20 protein-coding genes and 1 tRNA gene are annotated in these 19,525 nt (G+C 65.1%); 5 read left to right on the top strand and 16 right to left on the bottom strand.

The features are described 5' to 3' along the window. Window positions 1-6: 6 nt before the first annotated feature. The gene (locus tag V6B15_RS02865) at window positions 7-1,062 is read right to left on the bottom strand and encodes a hypothetical protein (protein ID WP_334199946.1); all 1,056 of its coding nucleotides are present in this window, start codon (window positions 1,060-1,062) and stop codon (window positions 7-9) included. 145 nt (window positions 1,063-1,207) lie between these two features. Here V6B15_RS02865 and queF point away from each other — a divergent pair, with 145 nt between their 5' ends. After that, window positions 1,208-1,666, top strand: coding sequence for a preQ(1) synthase (gene queF / locus V6B15_RS02860; RefSeq protein ID WP_334199945.1), 459 nt, complete (start codon window positions 1,208-1,210; stop codon window positions 1,664-1,666). 57 nt (window positions 1,667-1,723) lie between these two features. On the opposite strand, the gene V6B15_RS02855 is transcribed toward queF, so the two are convergent. Then, window positions 1,724-1,813 (bottom strand) — tRNA-Ser (locus V6B15_RS02855). Between the two features lie 161 nt (window positions 1,814-1,974). On the opposite strand from V6B15_RS02855, the gene hspQ reads away from it, so the two are divergent. Beyond that, a complete protein-coding gene (gene hspQ / locus V6B15_RS02850) occupies window positions 1,975-2,355 on the top strand; it encodes a heat shock protein HspQ (protein ID WP_263605015.1) in 381 nt (126 codons plus the stop codon). Between the two features lie 14 nt (window positions 2,356-2,369). Here hspQ and V6B15_RS02845 read toward each other — a convergent pair whose 3' ends face one another. Continuing rightward, a complete protein-coding gene (locus V6B15_RS02845; protein WP_442968996.1) occupies window positions 2,370-3,269 on the bottom strand; it encodes an ABC transporter permease in 900 nt (299 codons plus the stop codon). Between the two features lie 72 nt (window positions 3,270-3,341). On the opposite strand from V6B15_RS02845, the gene V6B15_RS02840 reads away from it, so the two are divergent. The 3 genes from V6B15_RS02840 to V6B15_RS02830 all read left to right on the top strand — a co-directional run bounded on the left by V6B15_RS02840 (window position 3,342) and on the right by V6B15_RS02830 (window position 5,947). After that, complete coding sequence (locus V6B15_RS02840) at window positions 3,342-4,031, top strand: GcrA family cell cycle regulator (protein ID WP_334199944.1); 690 nt, start codon at window positions 3,342-3,344, stop codon at window positions 4,029-4,031. 141 nt (window positions 4,032-4,172) lie between these two features. Then, window positions 4,173-5,357, top strand: a complete 1,185-nt coding sequence (locus V6B15_RS02835) for a GGDEF domain-containing protein (protein ID WP_334199943.1) — start codon at window positions 4,173-4,175, stop codon at window positions 5,355-5,357. A 68-nt stretch (window positions 5,358-5,425) separates the two neighbouring features. Beyond that, window positions 5,426-5,947: a DUF1993 domain-containing protein gene (locus V6B15_RS02830; RefSeq protein WP_334199942.1), complete on the top strand. Its 522-nt coding sequence runs from the start codon at window positions 5,426-5,428 to the stop codon at window positions 5,945-5,947. Here the strand turns inward: V6B15_RS02830 and V6B15_RS02825 are convergent. The 13 genes from V6B15_RS02825 to pspF form a co-directional block, all read right to left on the bottom strand. Then, window positions 5,944-6,624, bottom strand: a complete 681-nt coding sequence (locus V6B15_RS02825; protein WP_334199941.1) for a spermidine synthase — start codon at window positions 6,622-6,624, stop codon at window positions 5,944-5,946. The genes V6B15_RS02830 and V6B15_RS02825 overlap by 4 nt on opposite strands. Window positions 6,625-6,691: 67 nt before the next feature. Then, window positions 6,692-8,968 (bottom strand): polyribonucleotide nucleotidyltransferase, encoded by a 2,277-nt coding sequence (gene pnp / locus V6B15_RS02820; RefSeq protein WP_334199940.1) that lies wholly within the window; start codon window positions 8,966-8,968, stop codon window positions 6,692-6,694. A 173-nt stretch (window positions 8,969-9,141) separates the two neighbouring features. Next, a complete protein-coding gene (rpsO, locus tag V6B15_RS02815; RefSeq protein WP_253522832.1) occupies window positions 9,142-9,411 on the bottom strand; it encodes a 30S ribosomal protein S15 in 270 nt (89 codons plus the stop codon). Window positions 9,412-9,416: 5 nt separating this feature from the next. Beyond that, the gene (gene truB / locus V6B15_RS02810) at window positions 9,417-10,415 is read right to left on the bottom strand and encodes a tRNA pseudouridine(55) synthase TruB (RefSeq protein ID WP_334199939.1); all 999 of its coding nucleotides are present in this window, start codon (window positions 10,413-10,415) and stop codon (window positions 9,417-9,419) included. After that, the gene (locus V6B15_RS02805) at window positions 10,412-11,104 is read right to left on the bottom strand and encodes a site-2 protease family protein (protein WP_253522826.1); all 693 of its coding nucleotides are present in this window, start codon (window positions 11,102-11,104) and stop codon (window positions 10,412-10,414) included. Before V6B15_RS02805 ends, truB begins: the two co-directional genes overlap by 4 nt. A 25-nt stretch (window positions 11,105-11,129) precedes the next feature. Beyond that, window positions 11,130-11,708, bottom strand: coding sequence for a thymidine kinase (locus V6B15_RS02800; protein WP_334199938.1), 579 nt, complete (start codon window positions 11,706-11,708; stop codon window positions 11,130-11,132). Continuing rightward, on the bottom strand, window positions 11,709-12,107 hold the full coding sequence (rbfA, locus tag V6B15_RS02795; protein WP_320181905.1) for a 30S ribosome-binding factor RbfA: 399 nt from the start codon (window positions 12,105-12,107) through the stop codon (window positions 11,709-11,711). A 46-nt stretch (window positions 12,108-12,153) separates the two neighbouring features. Next, complete coding sequence (locus V6B15_RS02790) at window positions 12,154-12,570, bottom strand: PaaI family thioesterase (RefSeq protein ID WP_334199937.1); 417 nt, start codon at window positions 12,568-12,570, stop codon at window positions 12,154-12,156. A gap of 144 nt (window positions 12,571-12,714) precedes the next feature. Further along, window positions 12,715-15,252, bottom strand: a complete 2,538-nt coding sequence (gene infB / locus V6B15_RS02785; RefSeq protein WP_334199936.1) for a translation initiation factor IF-2 — start codon at window positions 15,250-15,252, stop codon at window positions 12,715-12,717. Then, a complete protein-coding gene (locus V6B15_RS02780) occupies window positions 15,249-16,001 on the bottom strand; it encodes a DUF448 domain-containing protein (RefSeq protein ID WP_334199935.1) in 753 nt (250 codons plus the stop codon). The genes infB and V6B15_RS02780 overlap by 4 nt, the downstream gene beginning before the upstream one ends. After that, the gene (gene nusA, locus V6B15_RS02775; RefSeq protein ID WP_334199934.1) at window positions 15,982-17,646 is read right to left on the bottom strand and encodes a transcription termination factor NusA; all 1,665 of its coding nucleotides are present in this window, start codon (window positions 17,644-17,646) and stop codon (window positions 15,982-15,984) included. Before nusA ends, V6B15_RS02780 begins: the two co-directional genes overlap by 20 nt. After that, complete coding sequence (rimP, locus tag V6B15_RS02770) at window positions 17,646-18,203, bottom strand: ribosome maturation protein RimP (protein WP_320181901.1); 558 nt, start codon at window positions 18,201-18,203, stop codon at window positions 17,646-17,648. The genes nusA and rimP overlap by 1 nt, the downstream gene beginning before the upstream one ends. A 146-nt stretch (window positions 18,204-18,349) precedes the next feature. Next, window positions 18,350-19,372 carry a phage shock protein operon transcriptional activator gene (gene pspF, locus V6B15_RS02765; protein ID WP_334199933.1) on the bottom strand — a complete coding sequence of 341 codons (1,023 nt, stop codon included), beginning with the start codon at window positions 19,370-19,372 and terminating at the stop codon, window positions 18,350-18,352. Window positions 19,373-19,525: the final 153 nt, after the last annotated feature.

The following is a 19,525-nucleotide window of genomic DNA, read 5'->3' as shown; positions in this document are numbered from 1 at the left end:
GTCGAGTTAAGCGAGTTCGCGCTGCGCAATCGGCGCGTAACTGCGCGGCCCTTCGTCGAGGCGGAAGGGTTGCACGCGGCCTCCCCCGGGCGTTCCCTGCCCGACCACGAAGGTCTTGAGCACAGCGCCCTCGCCCGGCCCGTCGATCCGCACGCGCAGCAGCGGCACGAGCAGCGGATAGCGCCCCTGCCGGATGACATGCGCCCCCGCGAGCGCGAGCTGGACCTGCCCTTCCAGCGTCACGCTTTGCCGCGGCGAGATCCGCGCAACCAGATGGCGCTGATCGAGCGCGGTCGCGATGGTGGCGACCTGCTCCTCCATCGGCGCCCCGGCATGCGCGGAAACAAGGTCGAGACCCACCGCGACATCGGTCAGCGGGGCATCGGTCCGGTTGACCAGCGTCATGCGGTATTTGAGTGTTGCGAAGGCAGCGCTGCGGATCAGCTTCTCGTTCTCCACCTGCACTGTCAGCGCAGCGGACATCGGCACTGGGCCAGACGGACCGGCAGTGCCGACCGTGGGCCGCTCGATCTGCGGCACCGCTGCAGCGCTCCGGCGACGCCAGGCGAGACCCGCTGCCGCGAGCAGCGCCAGCAGCACGATTGCGCCGCCGATCGGCAGCCACGGCCAATCTTGCGCGGGTTCCTCGACCGGCGCTGGCGTTACGGGAAGCGGCATGGCCGATGGCGTCGGCGTGGTTGGGGCGCCGGGAGCCGGTGCATTGCTCGCCGCCGTCGTGGGTTGAGCGGCCGGGACCTGCGTATCCGGACCCGCCGTCTCAGCCGCGCGCGGCGTCACCGTCGGGCTGGGACGCGGCGCGGGCGTGGTCGCCGAAGGTCGCGGCGTCGGACTTGCGGTCACGGGCGTCGGACTGGGGGTGACCGTCGGTGACGGCGCACGCGTGGGCGTATTGACCGCACGCGGCCGGATTTCGACCCCGCTCTGCGTATCCGCCGGACCCTGCGCCTGCGGCGTGCCGGTGGGCGTGGGGGCCGGTTCGAGCGTGAAATCATTGACCGATTGCGCATGCGCCAGCGCCGGGAGCGCGGCGGCAAGGGCCATCAGGGAAAGGCGGATAGGAAGGGGCATCGAGGGTCGTTTCACGGAAGGGAGGCGCCACAGTGCGGGGGCGCGCTGAATAGGTACTGAAGCGCGCGCTTCCAAGCCCCGGCTTGCGCTGCGCCGCGCTTCGCGGCAGGAGCGCGGCATGAGCGACACACCTGCCCCTAAGTTCCTCGGCACCAATACCGGCCTGCCCGATTCCCCCGAAGCCGCCGAACTCGATTACGTGCCCAACCCGCGCGCCGGCCAGCTGTATATGGTCCGCTTCGCCGCGCCCGAGTTTACCTCGCTGTGCCCGGTGACCGGCCAGCCCGATTTCGCGCATCTGGTGATCGACTATGCGCCCGGCGAAACGATTGTGGAATCGAAGAGCCTCAAGCTGTTTCTCGGCAGTTTCCGCAACCACTGCGGTTTTCACGAGGACGTGACGGTGGGGATCGGCCAGCGCCTGTTCGACGAAATGCAGCCGCGCTGGCTGCGCATCGGCGGCTATTGGTACCCGCGTGGCGGCATTCCGATCGACGTCTTCTGGCAAAGCGGCGCCCCGCCGCAGGATCTGTGGCTGCCCGATCAGGGCGTCGCCTCCTACCGCGGACGCGGCTGACCCCGCCCGCTCCAGAGAGGCGATGCGCGGCATGATCGGCTGATGGGGAAGGTCCCGTGGCGGAGAGGGTGGGATTCGAACCCACGGTACTGTTGCCAGTACACTGCATTTCGAGTGCAGCGCATTCGACCTCTCTGCCACCTCTCCGCTCTGTCGGGTGCGCTTCGGGCCCACGGCCCCGGTCGAAGCAAGGCGCGCCGATTAGCCGAGCGCCCCCACATTGCCAAGCCCCTTTTCACGAGATTTCGGGGGATCGGTCGCACGCGCCCATTGTAAGCGGGCCGGTGCACCCCATATCGTCGGTTCTCATGGATCGAGCACAGTATTTCTCCGCCCAGGCCGGTCGCACCATCGATGCCCCGCGCCGCATGAAAAGCCGCTTCGCCATCGGCGACGTGGTGAAACACCGCATGTTCGACTTCCGCGGCGTGATCTTCGACATCGACCCCGTCTTCGCCAATAGCGACGAATGGTACGAGGCGATCCCCGAAGACATCCGGCCCGACCGCAACCAGCCGTTCTACCATCTGCTCGCCGAAAGCGACGACAGCGATTATGTCGCTTATGTCAGCCAGCAGAATCTGGTGACGGATTCGATCTCGGGCCCGGTCTCGCATCCCGATGTACACCAGTATTTCGAGCATTTCGAAAACGGTCGCTATCGCATGCGGCGGAGCATGACCCACTGACCCGCGCAAAGCGGTCAGTTCTTGATTTTCCAGCCTGATTTCAGCAGCTTGTAAGTGCCCAGCGCGAGCAGCGCGTTGAGCGCGAGCAGGCCCAGCGCAGCCATGGCCACCGCCGCTGCATCGCCGATATCGCTCTGGCCGAGGAAGCCGTAGCGAAAGCCCGAAATCACATAGAAGAACGGATTGGCGCGGCTGACTGCCTGGAAAGCGGGCGCCAGCCGGTCGATGACGTAGAAAGTGCCCGACAGCATCGCCAGCGGGGCAATCACGAAATTGGTCACCGCGGCATTGTGGTCGAATTTCTCCGCCCAGATCGACGCTAGCAGGCCGAGCAGCGAGAGCATGACTGCCCCCATCAACCCGAACCACAGCACCGCCCAGGGGTGCGCCATCGCCAGGCTGACGCCGGGATAGAGCATCATCGCGCCGGCCACCACGAACCCCACCGCCACCGCGCGGGTGATGGCGGCGCCGATGATCCCGCCCATCAGCTCGCCTTCGGACAGCGGCGGCATCAGCAGGTCGATGATCGTGCCCTGGATCTTGCCCGAGAGCAGCGAGAAGGATGAATTGGCAAAGGCGTTCTGCATCATTGCCATGGCGATCAGCCCCGGCGCGACGAAGGTCGGGAAGTTCACGCCCAGCACTTCGCGCCCGCCGCGCCCCAGCGCGACCGAGAAGATGACGAGAAAAAGCAGCGTGGTGATCGCCGGGGCCCAGATTGTCTGCGTCTGGACCTTGAGAAACCGGCGGACCTCCTTCATATAGAGGCTCCACAGGCCGATCCCGTTGATCCCGCGAATCACCGGGTGCCCCCGCGGCGGAAACCGGCCCCCCCTTCCGGCATTACCCTCCACGAAGGAGGCGTCCGGGTGATCGCTTCCGGGCGATACGGGCGGGGCTTGATCGACCATGGGGGCGGCGACTAGGCCCAAGCGTCACGGCATGCAAGCTGCGACGTCGAGACACGAGATACAGGACTGCACATGAGCTGGACCGACGAACGGATCGCAACGCTGAAAAAGATGTGGGAGGGCGGCTCGACCGCCAGCCAGATCGCCGACGAACTGGGCGGAGTCAGCCGCAATGCCGTGATCGGCAAGGCGCATCGCCTGGGTCTCAAGTCGCGTCCTTCGCCGGTGAAGGCCAACGACAAGAAAAAGGCTCCGGCCAAGCCCGCACCCGCGCCCAAGCCGGCGGCCAAGAAAGCCGCCAAGCCCGCGCCCAAGGCAGCGCCTGCCGCTGCTGCGCCCGCCAAGCCCGCTGCTCCTGCGGCACCCGGTCCCAGGCAGGATGGCGCGCCCCAGTCGCAGCCGCTGCCCAACCGCTCTTCCAACCTGCCCAAGATCGTATCGGTCGGCCCCGGCGGCTTCCTGCGCCAGGGCCCGGGCGATCAGCAGCCGCCGATCCCGCCCGCGCCGCCGCGCCGGCTGGTGCCCGCCAAGCCGAGCGCCGAGATTGCCGACAAGACCAGCCTGCTCGACCTGTCGGACAAGGTCTGCCGCTGGCCGATGGGCCATCCGGGCGAGCCCGATTTCCATTTCTGCGGTGAAGCCGTGAACCCCGGCTTCCCCTATTGCGTCGAACATTGCGGCCGGGCCTACCAGGCCCAGCTGCCCCGCGGTGCGCGCCGTCCCCCTCCGCCGCTGCCCTTCGGCGGACCACGCGTTCGCTAGACACCGAATTCCGGGTCGCTCCGTCGCCCTACCCGAAAAAGGGAGGGTGTAAGAATTAGGCATACCGCTCGCTCCACCGCTCACCGGCGGTGGGGTCGAGGCCGTTTGGTATGCGCTAGCCAGGGGGGCCGGGAAAGCGAGATGGATTGGGAGGGCGTCACTTTCGGCGCATTTCTGGGCGTAGCCGGGACTTTCGGCATGCTCGCACTGGCGTTCTATCCGGTCATGCGGCGCACCTTCCTGCTGTGGAACGCGGTGCGCACATTCGCCTTCTGTCTAATGGGGCTGGCGCTGTTCCCGGTCGAATTGCCCGCATTCTTCCCCACGGGCGAGGCGCGGATCGACATTGGCGAGATCGCGCTGTCGATCGCGGTCGGCTGCACCGGCCCGTTCCTCGCCGCCTATATCGAAGAGCGCGCTCCCTACGCCCGGATCCGCTTCTGGCTGCGGACGATGCTGCCGATCGGCGTCCTTGGCGGCGTCGCGACTGCGCTGGCACCGTGGTGGCCGCGGCTCGACTGGCTGCACGACCTGATTATCCTCGCCATGATCCTCGGGCTGCTGGTCGCGCTGATCGTGGCGGTGCGCGCGGGCAGCCGGGCGGCGCGGTTCCAGGCGGTCAGTTACTCGCCGCTGATCGCGGTCGGGCTGGTGGTGCTGACCTACGAACTGAGCACCGGCCAGCCGATGCCCTACTGGCAGGTCGCCGCGCTGTTCGCGATCCTGGCCGATTTCCTCTTTACCGGTGTCGGGGTGATCGACGGCTTTATGGTCATCAAGCGCCAGCGCGATGCGGCGGTGGCCGATGTACGCGAGGCGCGGATCGCGGTCGCCACCGACCCGCTGACCGATATTGCCAATCGCCGCGGTCTGGCACTGCGCTTCCGCGATAGCGGCCATGCGCGCCCGCGCGGCCTGGCCGTGATCGACTGCGACCATTTCAAGCGCATCAACGACATGTTCGGCCATGACGTCGGCGATGAAGTGCTGATCGCAGTGGCCGAAGGGCTCAAGCACGACAATGTCTTCCCTGCGCGGCAGGGCGGCGAGGAATTCGTCGTGCTGCTCTATGGCGACGACTGGCAGCGGCTGGCCGAGACCGTGCGCCGCCGGATCACAATCTCGGTGCTCGAACTGGTCCCCGAGGTGCCCTTCCCCGTCACCGCCAGCGCAGGCCTTACGCAGGTCGGCGAGCAGGACACGCTCGATTCGGCGGTGAAGCGCGGCGACGACGCGCTCTATGCCGCCAAGGACGCAGGCCGCGACACATTGCTGCTGTGGCAGGACGGCAAGCATTCCCAGCCCCGGCTGGTGCGCGAAGTCTGACCAAATTGCGGCTGGCGCAGGCGAAGTTCTCGCCTATGGTCCCGGCAACATTCGGGAGAGAAATTCACATGTCGCTATCGCTTCACGCCGCCTATGTCCCCAGCGCCCTGCAGATGCTGGGGACCGCAAACCACCTTGTCGACATGGCCGAGAATTGGTGCAGCGAACATGATTGCGGGCACGATGAATTCATCGGCGCGCGGATCTTCGACGACATGCTGCCGTGGTCGTATCAGGTGAAATGCGTGGCCGAACACACGCAGGGTTCGATCGAGGGCGTTCGCGCCGGGCTCTATTCGCCCGATCTCAACCCGCCGCCCGCCAGCTTCTCCGACCTGCGCGCCAAGCTCGCCGGGGCGGTCGAAGCGCTGGAAGCACTGACCGAGGAAGAGATGGAGGGTTTCATCGGCCAGCCGATGCGGTTCGAATTCAAGGACCGCGGGATGGATTTCACCGCCGAGGAATTCCTGCTCAGCTTCAGCCAACCGAACTTCTATTTCCACTGCGCGACCGCCTATAACATCCTGCGGATGAAGGGCGTGCCCGTGGGCAAGATGGATTTCATGGGCCGCGTGCGGATCGCCCGCTAGGGCTTGCGGGCGAACCAGATCGTGTGCCGCGGGCCCTTGTTGTTGGGGCGCGCGCGCACTTCGCGCACTTCGACATCGAACCCGCCTTCCTTGAGGCGCTGGGTGAACTTGTGGTCGGGCGCGGCCGACCAGATCGCGAGAATGCCCCCGCGGTTCAGCGCATCGCGCGCCTTGGCGAGACCGGTGCGGCTGTAGATACGGTAATTGGCATCGCGGACGATCCCGTCGGGCCCATTGTCGACATCGAGCAGGATCGCATCGTATTTGCCGGTGGTGCCGTCATTGGCATCGTCGATCAGCGCGGCCACGTCGCAGATCACGACCTTGCCGCGATCATCGGACAGGCTGTCACCGGTCAGATGCGCGAGCGGCCCCGCCGCCCAGTCGAGGATCTCGGGCACGATCTCGGCCACGGTGACCGATCCGCCTGCAGGTAGCCGGTCGAGCGCCGCGCGATAGGTAAAGCCCATGCCATAGCCGCCGATCAACACGCGCGGCTTGGGGGCTGCGAGCTCGGCCAGCGTAAGCTCGGCCAATTGCTCCTCGGAAAACTGCATGCGCGTTCCCATCAGCTCGTCGCGGCCGAGCATGATGATGAAATCGCGCCCGTGGCTGACCAGCGTCAGCGTTTCGCCGTCGGGAATGTCGGCAGTGGCGATGGTTTCGCGCGGAAGCATGGCAAATCTCCAAAGCAAAGGGGCCGCAGGCGAACCCGCGACCCCTTCCCTAATCGTTAGCGAAGGATCAGTCCTTCAAGAAGTCGGGCACGTGGGCTTCACCGCCCCCGTCCTTGTCGCCGCCGCCATCGCGGTCGCGGCGCGGGCCGCCCCGGCCACCGCGGCGGTCGCCGCCGCGGCCACCACCGCCGCCACGCGGGCCACGGTCACCGCGCGGTTCGCGCGCAGGACGGGTGTCTTCCAGCTCTTCGCCGGTTTCCTGGTCGACGACGCGCATCGACAGGCGGACCTTGCCGCGCTGGTCGATCTCGAGGACCTTGACCTTCACTTCCTGGCCTTCCGACACGACGTCGGTCGGCTTCTCGACGCGTTCGTTCTTCATTTCGCTGACGTGGACGAGACCGTCCTTGCCACCCATGAAGTTCACGAAAGCGCCGAAGTCGACGATGTTGACGACCTTGCCGTTGTAGACCTTGCCGACTTCCGCCTCTTCGACGATGCCTTCGATCCACTTGCGCGCGGCTTCGATCTCGTCGGCGTTGGAGGAGCTGATCTTGATCACGCCCTCGTCGTCGATGTCGACCTTGGCGCCGGTTTCGGCGACGATCTCGCGGATCACCTTGCCGCCGGTACCAATGACGTCGCGGATCTTCGACTTGTCGATCTGCATGGTCTCGATACGCGGTGCGTGCTTGGAAACCTCGGTGCGGGCGCCGGTCAGCGCCTTGTTCATTTCACCGAGGATGTGCGCGCGGCCGGCCTTAGCCTGCTCGAGCGCGGTCTTCATGATCTCCTGCGTGATGCCGGCGACCTTGATGTCCATCTGCAGCGAGGTGATGCCGCTTTCCGAACCGGCGACCTTGAAGTCCATGTCGCCCAGGTGATCTTCGTCACCCAGGATGTCCGACAGGACGGCGAAGTCTTCGCCTTCGAGGATCAGGCCCATCGCGATGCCCGACACCGGACGTTCGATCGGAACGCCGGCATCCATCATCGACAGACAGCCACCGCACACGGTCGCCATCGAGGACGAGCCGTTGGACTCGGTAATGTCCGACAGGAGACGGATGGTATAGGGGAAGTCTTCATGCGCGGGCAGCACCGGGTGCAGCGCGCGCCATGCGAGCTTGCCGTGGCCGGTTTCGCGGCGGCTGGTGAAGCCGAAGCGGCCCACTTCGCCGACCGAATAGGGCGGGAAGTTATAGTGCAGCATGAAGTGATTGTACGACAGGCCTTCGAGACCGTCGATCATCTGCTCGGCGTCCTTGGTGCCCAGCGTGGTGGTGCAGATCGCCTGCGTTTCACCGCGGGTGAACAGCGCCGAACCATGCGTGCGGGGCAGCAGGCCGACCATCGCCTCGATCGGGCGGACCTGGTCGAGCTTGCGGCCGTCGATGCGCTGGCCGTCCTTGAGGATGGCGCCGCGGACGATTTCGGCTTCGAGCTTCTTGACCGCCTTGTTGGCGACCATCTGCGTCTGCGCTTCTTCGCTCGCGAATGCTTCCTTGGCCTTCGCACGCGCTTCGTTGAGCGCATTCGAACGCGCCGACTTGTCGGTCAGCTTGTAAGCAGCGGCGATGTCGTCACCGACGATGCCGCGCAGCTTTTCCTTGATCGCCGAGGTATCGTCCGAAGCGTCGATTTCCCACGGGTCCTTGGCAGCCTGTTCGGCCAGGTCGACGATCGCGCCGATGACCTTGCGGCTTTCCTCATGCGCGAACAGCACCGCGCCGAGCATTTCCTCTTCGGTCAGCTCCTTGGCTTCGGATTCGACCATCATCACCGCGTCCTGCGTGGCGGCAACGACGAGGTCGAGGCGACCGTCTTCGTCAAGCGCTGCACCGAGGCTCGGGTTGAGTTCGTATTCGCCATTGCGGTAACCGACGCGTGCAGCACCGATCGGGCCCATGAAGGGCACACCGCTGATGGTCAGCGCAGCCGAAGCGGCGATCATCGCAACGATATCGGGCTCGGTCTCGCCGTCATACGACAGGACCTGACAGATTACGTTGATTTCGTTGTAGAAACCTTCGGGGAACAGCGGCCGCACGGGGCGGTCGATGAGGCGCGAGGTGAGCGTTTCCTTCTCCGTCGCGCGACCTTCGCGCTTGAAGAAGCCGCCGGGGATCCGGCCCGCAGCGGAGAATTTTTCCTGATAGTGGACGGTCAGCGGGAAGAAGTCCTGCCCTTCGCGTACACTCTTGGCGGCAGTCACGGCGCACAGCACCACGGTTTCGCCATAGGTGGCCAGAACGGCGCCGTCAGCCTGACGGGCGATGCGGCCGGTTTCGAGGGTGAGGGTCTTTCCGCCCCACTCCAGCGATACGGTTTTCGTGTCGAACATGTATTTTCCTTATGAACCCGCGCGGCCTTATTGCGGTGCGGGGCCTACTGTGCCGGGTATTCCGTCCCGGTCCGGTGCGAGGCTTTTCGCGCCTCCATTTTCCGCCCTCGCGCCGTATTGCGCGCAGGCCGGATAAACAAAGGGGCGGCCTGAGCCACCCCTTTGAGAAACTCTTACTTGCGAAGACCCAGCTTCTGGATCAGCGCATTGTACCGCTCGACGTCTGTCTTCTTGAGATAGGCGAGCAGGTTACGGCGCTTGTTGACCATCATCAGCAGGCCACGGCGCGAGTGGTTGTCCTTGTGATTGGACTTGAAATGCTCGGTCAGGTTGCGGATGCGCTCGGTGAGGATCGCGACCTGGACTTCCGGCGAACCGGTATCGCCTTCGGCGACGGCATTGTCCTTGATGATCTCTTGTTTCTTTTCGGCAGTAACCGACATTCATTCTACTCCGCGACATCCGGCAGGTTGAAACCCCGCACGACCTTGGCCGTACCGCCGCTGAGTTCCATCAAGGCTACCGGCACATCGTGTGCGGTGGCGAGGTGGAGCCCGTCGGTATGGGGCAGTTCCGACAATACCCGGCCCTGGCGGACCGCCTGCGCGCTGTCGGGATCGAGGGTGAGGACCGGGATGTCGTCCAGTCCTGCCTCAAGCGGCAAGAGAAGGTTTTCAATGGCCGCGCCCTTAGCGATTTCCTCCAGCTTGTCCAGCGAAATCGCCTGTTCCTCGAGGAACGGTCCGGACTTGATGCGCCGTAGATAGGTGACATGGCCGAGCGTGCCAAGCGCGCGTGCGATGTCCCGTGCCAGCGACCGGATGTATGTCCCCTTGGAGACGCGCGCGACCAGCGTGACGCTGTCCGCCAGTTCGAGCGGCGCCTGCGGATCGTAAGGGTCCGGGCGGCCGGCAGTGGTGGCGAAAGCGGACCGCACCTCCGCATCCTCACGCCCAGCCGCGAGCTCGAGCGAATGAACCGTCACGGCGCGCGTCTTCATTTCGACCGTTTCGCCCGCGCGGGCACGGTCGTAGGCGCGCTTGCCATCGATCTTGAGCGCCGAATAGGCGGGCGGCACCTGTTCGATGGGGCCGGTGAAATGGTCGAGCACGCCCGCGATCGCTGCCATCGGCGGCCGGCGATCGCTACGCTCGGTCACCTCGCCCTCGGTGTCGAGCGTGGCGGTTTCCTCGCCGAACTGGATGGTGAAGGCGTAGATCTTGTCGGCATCGAGCATGCGGCCGGCCAGCTTGGTCGCTTCGCCCAGCGCGATCGGGAGCACGCCCTCGGCCAGCGGGTCGAGTGTACCGCCATGCCCGACCTTGGTCTTGGCATAGCCGCCCTGGCGCAGCACGCGCTTGACCATGCCGACCGCCTGCGTCGAACCCAGCCCGCGCGGCTTGTCGAGGATCAGCCAGCCATGTGGTGCGGGCTTGAGGTCGCTCATCCCGCGATCCCGCGCGCGACCCACTCGGCCAGTTCGAAATAGCGTTCCTGCATCCACAATACCGGGGGCAGCACGGTGTTCTCGATCAGTCCGCTGTCGGGAAAGGCCCAGGTCGCCGCGATCAGCACGATGAAGAACAGCATGCCAAGCGATTGCAGCTTCTGCCAGTTCACCGCCCATTTGCGCGGCAGCAATCCGCCGACGATATGCGAGCCATCGAAGGGCGGGATCGGGAGCAGATTGAACAGCGCCAGGAAGACGTTGATCAGGATGAACATGCCGCCTGCAGACAGCAGCCAGTCGGGCGGCACCGCACCCGCCGCGATGATCGCACCGGAAACAGCGCCGAACAGCACGGCCCCGACCAGCGCGAGCAGCAAATTGGTCCCCGGCCCTGCGGCAGCCACAGCGACCATGCCGAAACGCGGATCGCGCAGACGGTCGCCGCGTACCGGGACGGGTTTCGCCCAGCCGAAGATCGGTCCGCCGAACAGCGCCAACGCGCCGGGGACCAGCAGCGTGCCGATGGGATCGATATGGCGGATCGGGTTGAGCGACAGGCGGCGCTGTTCCTTGGCGGTGGGATCGCCCAGCGCGAGCGCGGCCCAGCCATGCGCCACCTCGTGGAACACGATGGCGACAATCAGGCACGGGATCAGGATCACCGCGAGGAGAAGGGTTTCGGTCATGGCTGGCTAGATAGGGTGCGCCGGGTCAACCCGCCAGCGCTTCGCAAAAATGCCGCCGGCACATGGCGACATAGCGGTCGTTCCCGCCGATCTCGGTCTGCGCGCCTTCGCGCACCGCCTTGCCCTGCGCATCGACACGCAGGTTCATCGTCGCCTTGCGGCCGCAATCGCAGACCGCTTTCAGCTCGACCAGCGCATCGGCAATGCCGAGCAGCGAGGCGGAGCCGGTGAACAATTCGCCCTGGAAATCGGTGCGCAGGCCATAGCAGAGCACCGGGATGCCCGCATCGTCGGCCAGCCGCGCCAATTGCCAGACCTGGTCGCGGGTGAGGAATTGCGCTTCGTCCACCAGTACGCAGGCGATCGGGTCGGCGGCATGGTCGGCCATGACGCGCGTTTCGATATCGGTGTCGGTTTCGTAGCGATGCGCATCGCTGGCCAGCCCGATGCGGCTGGAAATGGCGCCGAACCCCGGGCGATTGTCGAGCGCGGCGGTCCACAGCGACACGCGCATGCCGCGCTCGCCATAATTGAACGCGGTCTGCAGCAGGGTCGAGCTCTTCCCCGCATTCATGCTCGCATAATAGAAATAGAGCTTGGCCACTCAGTCCTCGTCGTCGAGGTCGCGCACCACCTTGGGATCGCTCAGCAATTGTTCGATGCGGTCGGCTTCGTCGAAGCTCTCGTCGGGCTGGAAGTTGAGCTTGGGCGCGAATTTCAGGCCGAGCCGCTGGGCCACTTCCTTCTGGAAGAAGGCGGTATTGGTTCGCAGCGCCTTGAGCACCTGCCCCTCGTCCTCGCCCAACAGCGGCTTCACATAGGCTTTCGCATTGCGCAGGTCGGGCGTCATCCGCACTTCGGTGACGGCGATGTTGCTGGCGGAAAGCACGTCATCATGCGCCTCGCCGCGCGCGAGCAGTTCGGACAGGATATGGCGGACGCGTTCGCCCACCTTGAGGACGCGGACCGATTGCTGTTCGGGAGTGGTGTCGTTGCGGGCCATCAGGCAAGTCTTTCGGTAAGTCTTTGAAGTGCGATTGTACGGACCATCAAGCGGCCCCGCCCGGGCGCGGTGTGGGGATGGCGGTGCTGGTTGCGCGGGCGAGCAGCTTGCCCGCCTCGTCGAACAGTTCGCCTTCGAGGAAGATGACCTTGCGCCCGCGGCGGATCACGCGGCCCTTGCCGATCAACGGCCCCGCCAGGACCGGCTTGAGCAGGCTCATCGAAATGTCGAGATTGAGCGGCGCTTCGGCGTGGTCGGTGGCCCAGACATGCGCCCAGCCCATCACCTCGTCGAGGAACCCTGCGACGAGCCCGCCCTGCACGCTGCCGCGCGGGGTAATGAAGGCATCGGGGGCGTGGAAGCGCAAGGTGATCTCCTCGCGCTCCTTGTCGAAGCTGTCGAACTGCACGCCCATCAGATCGGCATGCGCCGCGCCGAGCGCGTGGGTGGTGCGATCACTCATATCATCGGCTCGTCAAAAGCAGGATAGGCGCGAGAATGACTGCGGCAATCAGAGGCAGGCATCCCACGAGACCATAAAAGCCGCATCCGCTCAATTTGTCGAATGCCTTGAAATCCTCGGGTTCGCCTTCCTCCGATTGGTCCGTCACAGCGTCCGTTCGCGCTCCTCGACCTCGAAGACTTCAAGCTGGTCGCCCGCCTTGATGTCGTTCGTGTCGGCCAACACCACGCCGCATTCGAGCCCGGTGCGGACTTCGTCCACATCGTCCTTGAAGCGCCGCAGCGAAGCGATAGTCGTCGCCGAAACGATGACATCGTCGCGCGTGAGGCGTGCGTGCAGCCCCTTGCGGATGACGCCTTCCTCGACCAGCAGACCAGCCGCCTTGTCCTTCTTGCCCGACCGGAACACTTCCTTGACCGCGGCACGGCCGACGACGTGTTCGATCCGTTCCGGACCCAGCTCGCCCGCCATTTCCTTCGCGATCTCGTCGGTCAGGTGGTAGATGACGTCGTAATACTTCATCTCGACGCCATCGCGCTTGACCAGTTCGCGCGCCTTGGCGTTCGGACGCACGTTGAAGCCGATGATCGGCGCCTTCGAGGCGGCCGCCAGCTGAACATCGCTTTCGGTGATCGCACCCACGCCGGCATGCAGCACACGGACCTTGATGAGATCGTTCGACAGATTGTGCAGCGCGGTGGTGATGGCTTCCACCGACCCCTGTACATCGGCTTTCACCAGCACGGGGAATTCGACCACATCCGAAGCGAGGTTGTTGAACATCGTATCGAAGCTGGTCGGCGCCAGCGCGGTGCGCTTCTCGGTCGCCTTTTCCTGGCGGTATTCGGCCACTTCGCGGGCGCGCTGTTCGTTTTCGACCACGCTCAGCACGTCACCGGCAGACGGCACGCCGCCCAGCCCGAGGACCTCGACCGGCATCGAGGGGCCGGCCTTCTTGATCTGCTTGCCCTGGTCGTTGACGATCGCGCGGACGCGGCCGCTTTGCGTCCCGACCACGAAGGTGTTGCCACGCTCCAGCGTACCGCGAGTGACGAGCACGGTGGCCACCGGCCCGCGGCCCTTGTCGAGCTGCGCTTCGATGACCGTTGCTTCGGCCATGCGATCGGGATTGGCCTTCAGTTCCAGCAATTCGGCCTGCAGGCTGATCGCATCGAGCAGCTTGTCGAGACCGGTCTTCTCCTTGGCGGAGATTTCCACGTCCTGCACCTCGCCCGACATCTTCTCGACGATCACTTCATGTTCGAGCAAGCGCGTACGGATGTTGTCCGGATTGGCTTCGGGCTTGTCCATCTTGTTGATCGCAACGATCATCGGGACGCCCGCGGCCTTGGTGTGATTGATGGCCTCGATCGTCTGCGGCATGATGCCATCATCGGCGGCTACGACCAACACCACGATATCGGTGACATTGGCACCGCGCTGGCGCATCTCGGTAAAGGCGGCGTGACCCGGCGTATCGAGGAAGGTGATGGCATCGCCGCCCTTCGTCTGCACCTGGTAGCTGCCGATATGCTGCGTGATGCCGCCGGCTTCGCCCTTGACGACATTCGCCCCGCGCAGGGCATCGAGCAGGCTGGTCTTGCCGTGGTCGACATGGCCCATGATCGTAACCACTGCCGGACGCGGCTTGAGCGTTTCGGGCGGATCGACATCGGCTTCCTTGGCGATGTCGACATCGGCTTCGGAAACCTTCTCGATATTGTGGCCGAACTGGTCGACCAGCAATTCCGCAGTGTCTTGGTCGATCGTCTGGTTGACGGTGACCATCATGTCGAGATTGAAGAGTTCCTTGACGAGGTCGGCACCCTTTTCGCCCATGCGCTTGGCCAGTTCGCCAACCGTGATCGCCTCGGGGACGATGACATCGCGGACCTGCTTTTCGCGCGGCTTCGACGGGCCGCCCTGCATGCGGCGTTCCTTCTCGCGCGCACGCTTGAGCGCGGCGAGCGAACGGGCACGGCGACCTTCGTCCTCGTTGAGGGCCTTGTTGACGGTCAGCTTGCCCGAACGGCGCTTGTCGACCGGCTCGGCACCGCGTGCAGGCTTTTCTTCCTTCTTCTTGCGCTCGGGCTTCTTGGGCTCGGGGCGCGCAACCGGGGTGAACCGGCGCGGCGCAGGCGAAGGCGTGCTGCCCGCATCCTTGGCGGCAGGTGCTTCCTCGGCGGGCGCTTCTTCAGCCACTTCCGCAGGTGCTTCGGCAGCGGTCTTGTCCGCAGTGGCCGCTTGCTGGGCCGCCTCTTCCTCGGCCTTGCGCTTGTCTTCGGCGCGCTTCTTCTGGTCTTCGGCAGCCTGGCGGGCCTGCTGTTCCTCGCGCTTGCGCGCATCCTCGGCCTGCCGCAGGCGATCTTCCTCGGCCTCGCGCTGGAGCCGCGCGACGCGTTCCTGCGGCGTTTCGTCAGCGGGCGCGGCCTTTTTCTTCGGCGCAGCCTTTTCGGCAACCGGAGCCGGAGCCGGGGTCGGCTCGGGCGCGGGCGGCGGCGGCGCGGGTGCCGGCTCTGCGGGCGGCGGGGTTTCGCCGGGCTTCACGAGCTTACGGCGGCGCTTCACCTCGACCGCGACCTTGTTGGTGCGGCCGTGGCTGAAGGTCTGCTTGACCTCGCCCGGCTGCGCACCCTTCAGGGTCAGCGGCTTGCGGGCTGGTTTCTTTTCGTCGTCGCTCATTCTTGCTCGTTTCTCTTCTTTATCTCGTTCAATTCGTCATCGGCGCGCGGCGTGGCGCGCCCATCTGCGGCGGGCAGATCATGCCCCAAATAGTGCATGAGGCGCGTCAGGGGTTTCATCACCCGTGCAGCCGCAGCTTCATCGGCCAGCGCCAGATGGACGACATTGTCGCGGCCCAATGCCACAGACAAAGCGTTCCGGTCCAGAGGCAGTTCGAGACCGCGTTCGCCCGAACCTTCCGCATCGCGCCCGACACGCCATGCCTGGTCGAGCTTCTTGCGCCCGTCTTCGCTGGCATCGCGGGCATGCAGGAGCAGGGCTACCGCCCCGCCGCGTGCCTGTTCGGCGATGCGCTGGGTGCCCAAGATAAGACTTCCCACGCGCATTTCGAGGCCCAACCGGTCGAGCAATACGCGGGTCAGCGCATTTTCGACCATTTCGGGCAAATTCCCGGACACTTCGAGATCGCCGGTCTTGAAGGCGCGTGCCAGGGCGCCCTTAAGCTTGCCTGCCGCAAGCGCGGCGGCAAACTCGTCACGCGACACCCCGATCCAGGCACCGCGCCCGGGGGCCTTTTCCTGCGCATCGGGCAGGACCAGCCCTGCAGGGGAGGCGACCAGCCGCACGAGCGTTTCGCGCGGGGCCGTCTCGCCCGACAGGATGCAGCGCCGTTCGGGCTCGGAAGCTTTCCGTGCCTTGGGCGTGTCAGCGATGTCGGAACTCAGGCTCTCATTGTGTGGAGTCCGCATCGGCGGCCTCCTGCGTGTCGGACGTCTCGGCGGGTGCCGGAGCTTCCTCGTCTTCGAACCAATGCGCGCGGGCCGCCATGATGATCTCGTTGCCCTGCTCTTCGCTCAGGCCATAGTCGCCCAGCACGCCGCCCTTGTCCTGCTCGCGCACCGAGGGGCGCCGCATCGGCGGGCCATCGGCAGGAGCATTGTTGCGGCGACGCGGTGCTTCGCGCTTGCGCGCGATGAGCTCGTCGGTCGCAAGGTCGGCCAGATCGTCGAGCGTCTTGATGCCCGCCTTGCCCAGCGTGACCAGCATGGCTTCGCTCATATGCGGCAGTTCGGCCAGGTCGTCCTCGACGCCCAGTTCGCGGCGTGCCTCGCGATGCGCGGCTTCCTGGCGGTCGATCGCTTCCTTGGCGCGGTTCTGGAGTTCCTCGGCGAGGTCGTCGTCGAAGCCTTCGATCGCGGCCAGCTCCTCGAGCTCGACATAGGCGACTTCCTCGAGTTCGGCGAAGCCTTCGGCAACCAGCAGCTGCGACAGCGTTTCGTCGACGTCGAGTTCTTCCTCGAACATCTTCGAGCGCTCGGCGAATTCCTTCTGGCGCTTCTCCGAGGCTTCTTCCTCGGTCATGATGTCGATCTGGTTGCCCGTCAGCTGGCTGGCGAGACGCACGTTCTGGCCGCGGCGACCGATGGCGAGCGACAGCTGGTCGTCGGGAACGACGACTTCGATGCGGCCTTCTTCCTCGTCGAGCACGACGCGGGCGACGGTGGCGGGCTGGAGCGCGTTGACGATGAAGGTGGCGCCGTCATCGCTCCACGGAATGATGTCGATCTTTTCGCCCTGCAGTTCCTGTACGACTGCCTGGACGCGGCTGCCCTTCATGCCGACGCAGGCGCCAACCGGGTCGATGCTGCTGTCGTGGCTGATCACGCCGATCTTGGCACGGCTACCCGGGTCGCGGGCGGCGGCCTTGATCTCGATGATGCCATCGTAGATTTCGGGCACTTCCTGCGCGAACAGCTTCTTCATGAAGTCGGGATGCGCGCGGCTGAGGAAGATCTGCGGGCCGCGGTTATTGCGTTCCACCTTGGTGATCAGCGCGCGGACGCGTTCGCCGACACGTGCGGCTTCGCGCGGGATCTGCTGGTCGCGGCGGATCACGCCCTCGGCGCGGCCGAGGTTGACGATCACATGGCCGAACTCGACCGATTTGATCACGCCGGTGATGACTTCACCCGCGCGGTCCTTGAATTCTTCGAACTGGCGCTCGCGCTCGGCATCGCGGACCTTCTGGAAGATCACCTGCTTGGCGCTCTGCGCGTCGATGCGTCCCAGGTCGACCGGCGGCAGCGGGTCGACGATGAAGTCGCCGACCTTGGCGTCGTCCTGCAGCTTTTCGGCGGCCTTGAGATCGATCTGCTTGAAGTAGTCCTCGACCTCCTCGACGACCTCGACGACGCGCCACAGGCGCAGATCGCCGGTCAGCGGATCGAGCTTGGCGCGAATATCGTTTTCCGCACCATAACGGTTGCGGGCAGATTTCTGGATCGCTTCTTCCATCGCCTCGATGACGATCGCCTTGTCGATCATCTTTTCGGAGGCGACCGAGGTTGCAATCGCGAGGAGTTCAGCCTTGTTGGCGGAAATGGCACTGGCCATCAGTCGTCTGCCTTTTCTTCTTCGATGTCATCGGCACCGCTCGTGTCGAGCGGCTGGGTGGCGGCAATCAATTCGTCGGTAAGGACGAGTTTGGCCGAGTGTATCTGGTCGCGGGGAAGGAACACCTCGCCCGCCTTGCGGTCTTCGACGGCAACCGTGTCGCCTTCGATACCTTTCAATTCGCCGCGCAGATTGCGCTGGCCGTCATAGCCCTTGGCCATGGAAATCTTCACTTCATGCCCGGCCCAATTGGCGAAATCCTTCGCGCGGGTCAGCGGGCGGTCGATGCCGGGGCTGGACACTTCGAGGTGATAGGCGCCGGTCACCAGCACTTCGCCCTGTTCCTCGAGCGCGTCCATGCGCTCGGATACCCGGCGCGACAACGCGGCGCATTGTTCGATCACCAACTGTCCGGTGGCGGGATCTTCGGCCATGATCTGCAGCGCCTCGCCGCCGTCACCGGCTTCCGAGGACACCATCTTGACGCGCACGAGCTCGAAACCAAGGGCCTGTGCCTCGGGTTCGATCACTTCGGTCAAGCGTTCCAAATCGGCCATTCGTTCTCCACTTATGCGCCCCATGCGACAATGGGGTTTCGTGCCGGCCCCTTGCGGCGCCAGCCCCTCCAGTGTCGCGACAATGTCGGGATGAGCAGCCAGATAAGCGGGAGTCGGTTGAAAAGCAAGCGCGAAGACGTGCCGGTTCAGCTATCGTCGGCGAGCGCGTGCTTCTTGATGCAATGCCGCAGCTGGTCATAGGTCAGGCCCAGCGCCTTGGCGGTCTGGCGCTGGTTCCAGCGATGCTTGCCTAGCGCATGCTCGACAATGGTGCGTTCGTGGGCATCGACTGCCGCGCGCAGGTCGTCGATGCTGTCGAAATCTGGCGCCGAGGAGGCGGGCGCGGCCGGGGGCGCAGCCGCCTGGTCCGCGCGCGGCGGCGGGGCCACCGGCTTCCACGGACTGTCGAAGGGGTCGAACACCGCATGGCCGATCGGCGCGTCCCAATCGTCCCAGCGATAGATCGCGCGCTCGACGACATTGCGCAATTCGCGGACATTGCCCGGCCAGTCGTATTTCTCCAGCTGCTCGGCGACATGCGGCGCAAAGCCCGGCCAGCCTTCCCAGCCGAGTTCGGCGGCCATCCGGCGGCCGAAATAGTCTGCCAGCACTTCGATATCGCCCTCGCGCACGCGCAGCGGCGGCAGCGTGATGACCTCGAAGGTCAGCCGGTCGAGCAGATCGGCGCGAAATTCGCCGCGTTCCGCCTTGGCCGGCAGATCTTCATTGGTCGCGGCGACGATGCGCACATCGACGCGTGTCGGGCGACTGGAGCCGATCCGCGTAACCTCGCCATATTCGACCGCGCGCAGCAGCCGTTCCTGCGCGCCCATCGACAAAGTACCCAGTTCGTCGAGAAATAGCGTGCCCTTGTCGGCTTCCTCGAACCTGCCCGCGCGCACTCTGGTAGCGCCGGTGAAAGCGCCTGCTTCATGACCGAACAATTCGGCCTCGATCAGCGTTTCGGGCAGCGCGGCACAGTTCATGACGACCAGCGGTTCGTCCCAGCGGGTGGAAAGGCGATGAAGGCGCTCGGCGATCAATTCCTTGCCGGTTCCGCGCTCGCCGATGACCAGTACCGGGCGCCGCATCGGCGCCGCGCGACTGGCCCGTTCGACCGCGTCGAGGAAGGCCCCCGACTGGCCGATAAACTGATTTTCCCGCTCCATGACCAAGATATAGGGAAAATCCCCAAAGCTTGGCAACAGAAACCAACACATCATTTGGCACAACGCTCGAAAACGACGCATTTCTCCAGTTTTTCCGGTTTGGCACAGCGCTTGCTGAATACGGGACAACAGCAATCGGCCAACCGGCCCAGG

Origin of the sequence: Qipengyuania sp. Mu-71, from assembly GCF_036867055.1 — a bacterium.
Taxonomy (GTDB): domain Bacteria; phylum Pseudomonadota; class Alphaproteobacteria; order Sphingomonadales; family Sphingomonadaceae; genus Qipengyuania; species Qipengyuania profunda.
Note: the sequence above shows the minus strand (reverse complement) of the source record. Positions and strands in the feature narration are given on the sequence as shown.

What these genes read in the sequence shown, in the direction of transcription:
- V6B15_RS02865 (WP_334199946.1), bottom strand. Translation starts at nt 1,062, where the DNA reads ATGGCCCTTGCCGCCGCGCTCCCGGCGCTGGCGCATGCGCAATCGGTC.
- queF (WP_334199945.1), top strand. Translation starts at nt 1,208, where the DNA reads ATGAGCGACACACCTGCCCCTAAGTTCCTCGGCACCAATACCGGCCTG.
- hspQ (WP_263605015.1), top strand. Translation starts at nt 1,975, where the DNA reads ATGGATCGAGCACAGTATTTCTCCGCCCAGGCCGGTCGCACCATCGAT.
- V6B15_RS02845 (WP_442968996.1), bottom strand. Translation starts at nt 3,269, where the DNA reads ATGGTCGATCAAGCCCCGCCCGTATCGCCCGGAAGCGATCACCCGGAC.
- V6B15_RS02840 (WP_334199944.1), top strand. Translation starts at nt 3,342, where the DNA reads ATGAGCTGGACCGACGAACGGATCGCAACGCTGAAAAAGATGTGGGAG.
- V6B15_RS02835 (WP_334199943.1), top strand. Translation starts at nt 4,173, where the DNA reads ATGGATTGGGAGGGCGTCACTTTCGGCGCATTTCTGGGCGTAGCCGGG.
- V6B15_RS02830 (WP_334199942.1), top strand. Translation starts at nt 5,426, where the DNA reads ATGTCGCTATCGCTTCACGCCGCCTATGTCCCCAGCGCCCTGCAGATG.
- V6B15_RS02825 (WP_334199941.1), bottom strand. Translation starts at nt 6,624, where the DNA reads ATGCTTCCGCGCGAAACCATCGCCACTGCCGACATTCCCGACGGCGAA.
- pnp (WP_334199940.1), bottom strand. Translation starts at nt 8,968, where the DNA reads ATGTTCGACACGAAAACCGTATCGCTGGAGTGGGGCGGAAAGACCCTC.
- rpsO (WP_253522832.1), bottom strand. Translation starts at nt 9,411, where the DNA reads ATGTCGGTTACTGCCGAAAAGAAACAAGAGATCATCAAGGACAATGCC.
- truB (WP_334199939.1), bottom strand. Translation starts at nt 10,415, where the DNA reads ATGAGCGACCTCAAGCCCGCACCACATGGCTGGCTGATCCTCGACAAG.
- V6B15_RS02805 (WP_253522826.1), bottom strand. Translation starts at nt 11,104, where the DNA reads ATGACCGAAACCCTTCTCCTCGCGGTGATCCTGATCCCGTGCCTGATT.
- rbfA (WP_320181905.1), bottom strand. Translation starts at nt 12,107, where the DNA reads ATGGCCCGCAACGACACCACTCCCGAACAGCAATCGGTCCGCGTCCTC.
- V6B15_RS02790 (WP_334199937.1), bottom strand. Translation starts at nt 12,570, where the DNA reads ATGAGTGATCGCACCACCCACGCGCTCGGCGCGGCGCATGCCGATCTG.
- infB (WP_334199936.1), bottom strand. Translation starts at nt 15,252, where the DNA reads ATGAGCGACGACGAAAAGAAACCAGCCCGCAAGCCGCTGACCCTGAAG.
- V6B15_RS02780 (WP_334199935.1), bottom strand. Translation starts at nt 16,001, where the DNA reads ATGCGGACTCCACACAATGAGAGCCTGAGTTCCGACATCGCTGACACG.
- nusA (WP_334199934.1), bottom strand. Translation starts at nt 17,646, where the DNA reads ATGGCCAGTGCCATTTCCGCCAACAAGGCTGAACTCCTCGCGATTGCA.
- rimP (WP_320181901.1), bottom strand. Translation starts at nt 18,203, where the DNA reads ATGGCCGATTTGGAACGCTTGACCGAAGTGATCGAACCCGAGGCACAG.
- pspF (WP_334199933.1), bottom strand. Translation starts at nt 19,372, where the DNA reads ATGGAGCGGGAAAATCAGTTTATCGGCCAGTCGGGGGCCTTCCTCGAC.